The organism is Oleiphilus sp. HI0132 (genome assembly GCF_001635845.1).
The window spans coordinates 1-4,675 of the sequence record NZ_LWGJ01001127.1 but is presented as its reverse complement, the minus strand read 5'-3'; the positions used below and the strand labels follow the sequence as shown (position 1 = coordinate 4,675).

The window sequence follows — 4,675 nt, the reverse complement described above, 5'->3', positions numbered from 1 at the left end:
CCCGAACAATTAACGTTCAAGATACTGGCGCACCTAGCATCACTCTCCTAGGTAGCAGCCCACTTAACCATGAACTAAATACCCCCTATACCGATGCTGGCGCGACTGCAAGCGATGCGCTGGATGGTGATATCTCAACTAACATCATCGTCGGTGGTGCTACCGTAGATTCCAGTGTTACTGGTACCTACGTGATCACCTACGATGTCAGTGACTCCAACGGCAACCCTGCCGTACAGCAAACACGTACAGTAAATGTGAACGACTTTACTGCCCCAGTCATTACGCTTAATGGTGACAGCAGCATTAATATCGCTCTAGGTAGTGTCTACAATGATGCGGATGCGAGTGCGTCGGACAATATTGATGGCGATATTTCAGCAAGCATTATTCAGAGTGGCACTGTTGATACCGGTACAATTGGTAGCTATACCCTTGTGTATAACGTGAGTGATGCGGCTGGCAACGCTGCAATCCCCGTCACACGAACAGTTAATGTTGCTGATGCGAGCGGCCCTGTTATTACGCTGATCGGAACCAACCCCATTAATCATGAGGTGAATACAATCTTCACCGACCCGGGTGCGACAGCGCTAGATAATGTCGATGGAGATGTATCTTCAAATATCGGTGTCAGCGGTACGGTCAATGCTGCAGTTGTTGGTAGCTATGTACTGAGCTACAACGTGAACGATTCCTCAGGCAACTCTGCTACTACCGTTACCCGAACAATTAACGTTCAAGATACTGGCGCACCTAGCATCACTCTGCTAGGTAGCAGCCCACTTAACCATGAGCTAAATACCCCTTATACCGATGCTGGTGCGACTGCGAATGACGCACTTGACGGAGACCTATCTGCAGGCATTATAGTTGGCGGCACAATGGTCGACTCTAGCGTTGCTGGTACTTATGTCATTACCTATGATGTCAGTGACTCCAACGGTAACCCTGCCGTACAGCAAACGCGCACGGTAAATGTGAACGACTTTACCGCCCCTGTCATTACACTTAATGGTGACAGCAGCATTAATATCGCTCTAGGTAGTGTCTACAATGATGCGGGTGCGAGTGCGTCGGACAATATTGATGGCGATATTTCAGCAAGCATTATTCAGAGTGGCGCTGTTGATACCGGTACAATTGGCAGCTATACACTTGTGTATAACGTAAGTGATGCGGCTGGCAACGATGCAATGCCCGTCACACGAACAGTTAATGTTGCTGATGCGAGCGGCCCTGTTATTACACTGATCGGAAACAACCCGATCGATCATGAGGTGAATACAATCTTCACCGACCCGGGTGCGACAGCGCTAGATAATGTCGACGGAGATGTATCTTCAAATATCGGTGTCAGTGGTACGGTCAATGCTGCAGTTGTTGGTAGCTATGTACTGAGCTACAACGTGAACGACTCATCGGGTAACCCTGCCAACACCGTTAATCGAACGGTCAATGTTCAGGATACCGGCGCTCCTAGCATCACCGTGTTAGGTAGCAGCCCACTTAACCATGAGCTAAATACCCCTTATACCGATGCTGGTGCGACTGCGAATGACGCACTTGACGGAGACCTATCTGCAGGCATTATAGTTGGCGGCACAATGGTCGACTCTAGCGTTGCTGGCACTTATATCATTACCTATGATGTCAGTGACTCCAATGGAAATCCTGCACCTCAACAAACACGTACGGTTAACGTGAATGACTTTACTGACCCCGTCATTACACTTATCGGAGATAGTTTTGTAAGTGTTGATATTGACAGTATTTATACAGATGCGGGGGCAAGCGCTTCGGATAATATAGATGGCGACATTTCATCCAATATAATCCCTAGTGGTTTCGTTGACACCAGTACCCCTGGAAGCTACACACTTAACTATGACGTGAGTGACGCCGCTGGCAATGCTGCAGCCACTGTTTCCCGAACTGTAAACGTATCAGACAGCTCAGGACCAACAATCACATTAATCGGTGGTGACACCATCGAGCACCAACAAGGCACGATATTCAACGACCCTGGTGCAAGTGCTTTCGACGCTGTCGACGGAGACGTTTCTTCAAATATCTCTATTACCGGCTTTGTTAACGCAAGCGTCGCAGGTAGCTATGCCCTAACCTACAACGTCAGTGACTCTCAAGGAAACCCTGCAACCCCGGTAACTCGTACTGTCAATGTTGCAGACTCCTTACCACCTGTTATCACGCTGATCGGAGATAACCCTCTTCATGTTGAGTTAAATGGCAGCTTTACTGAACTTGGCGCGACTGCTAGCGATAGTGTCGACGGAGACTTAAGCTCTGCAATTATTATTTCCGGTGACGCTGTCAATACCTCTATTGCTGGAACCTATATCACTCGTTATAACGTCAGCGATAACACAGGTAATTCCGCTATAGAAGTAACTCGAACAGTCCTTGTTTCAGATACGACGATCCCCGTTATTTCACTACTGGGCTCAAACCCTATGAGCATTGCATTGGGAAGCATCTTCAGCGACCCGGGCGCAACAGCAAGTGATAATATCGATGGAAATATTTCCACTAGCATTATCCCTAGCGGTAGCGTGGACCCAACAACTTTGGGCAGCTATACGCTTTCCTATGACGTCAGCGATAGTGCTGGTAACGCTGCACTTACCGTAACTAGAGTTGTTAACGTTGAAGATAATAGCGCACCACTTATCAGCCTATTAGGTGACAACCCAATGGACATATCGCTCGGCGGCAGCTACAACGAGGCCGGAGCGACTGCGACCGATAACGTTGATGGTGACTTAACAAGCAGCATTGCTATTAACGGATCAGTTGATACGGACACACCTGGAACGTACACCATTAGCTATAGTGTCAGTGACAGCGAGGGTAATGTTGGTAATGCTACCCGCCAAGTCAATGTAATCGATAACACTAGTAGCGATACCGTTCCACCGGTTATCTCCTTACTTGGAAACAACCCAATCTTAATTGAACTGGGTGGCACCTATTTCGAGCCTGGCGCAACTGCAGTCGATGGCGTTGATGGTGATTTATCAGCTTCTATCGCCATTTCAGGATTCGTCGCAACGAACGCCGTAGGAAGCTATCAGGTAACTTATAATGTCTCGGACTTGTCGGGTAATGCTGCCCTAACGGTGACAAGAACAGTTATCGTTCAAGATACTACCGCACCGGTCATAAGCCTATTAGGCTCGGACCCAACCTATCATGAGCAAGGAACGACTTACATTGATGCAGGCGCGACCGCGAGTGATTTCGGTAGCGATATATCCTCTAGTATCTTTGTATCGGGAGATGTAAACGAGAATATCGCTGGCACTTACACATTAAGCTATGATGTCGCCGATGCTCAAGGTAACGATGCTACAACCGTGACGAGAACAGTACATGTAGTCGATACCACCCCCCCTAGTATTTCAGTACTAGGAGACAATCCAGTTGAAGTTATTCAAGGACATGTTTATAGCGACCTGGGGGTTTCAGCAACTGATAACATCGATGGCGACATATCATCGAACGTAAGTATTGATACAAGCGGGCTAGATATGTCGACACCAGGCAGTTATCAAGTTCACTTTAATGTCACTGACGCGGCGGGGAATAGCGCATTAACCCAAACCCGCACCGTCACAGTCATTCCACTTGTTAAAACATTTAGTGCAAGCCCAGGACTGGATGCGGGGTCATCATCGAACTCAACCAGTATGACTATATCCGATGACCGTCAGTTAGCTGACCTTAATGTTATGATTGATATATCGCATGGCCGACCAGGAGACCTGATCCTAACGCTCACAAGCCCTGCAGGCACATCTGTTGTAATTATGGACCGACCTGGAACAACCGGCGGCTGGTTCGATTTCGGTTGCGCCAACGATGATGTCGACGCAACATTCGATGATCAGGGAAGCTCCGCTGTAGAGAACGTTTGTAACTCTTCCCCCGGTATCGGCGGCACAGTTATTCCTCACAACGCCTTAAGCGCATTTAACGGTGAGTCTACTCAAGGTGTCTGGACACTCAAAGTAGAGGATAAAGCAACGATCACCAACTCAGGAACGCTAAACACCTGGGCTCTTGAAACGATAATCCAATAGTTAGCACTGTACTAAGTTTATTGTGCAAAGGCACCAAGCGCTAAAATCGAGCTTGGTGCCAACCAATCAGATATCCCGGCTAAAGAATATAGATATGAACAAGTTGCTTAATGGAATCAATTTTAAACGCTCTCTACAGGTGAGCCTGCCGATAATGGCGCTCTCCTTGTTTGGCTGTGATGGAGGTAGTAACTCCGGTGGAGATAAAGCGGAGCCAACAACAACGCTCACATCACCTACCTACAGTAGAACAACGACTAACTCAGTGGTGACAATTAGCGGCTCCAGTTATGATGAGCATAGTGGTATCGAAAGCGTCACAGTAAATGGTGAACCAGTTACGAGTGATGATAATTACGCAAACTGGCGTGTAGATCTTCCAACCGAACCTGATATCGGTGAACTGAACATCAATACAATTGATGGTGCAGGCAATAAACGCGAAGATAAGTTTGACTTAAGGGTTACAAGAATCGATGAGATTTTTGAAGAACCAAGCCACCTGGCTATCACCTCTGATAATAAATTATTAATAAGCGATGCAAATAAGCTTAAGACTTACGCTACAGATA

The 4,675-nt window shown here is 47.4% G+C and carries 2 protein-coding genes; both read left to right on the top strand.

Features of this window, described 5'->3' with window-relative positions:
* A partial coding sequence (locus A3766_RS32030; protein ID WP_068642455.1) for an S-layer family protein occupies positions 1–4,103 on the top strand: 4,103 nt, incomplete at its 5' end.
* Between the two features lie 94 nt (positions 4,104–4,197).
* On the top strand, positions 4,198–4,675 hold a 478-nt coding region (locus A3766_RS15155; protein WP_156508918.1), incomplete at its 3' end, for a hypothetical protein.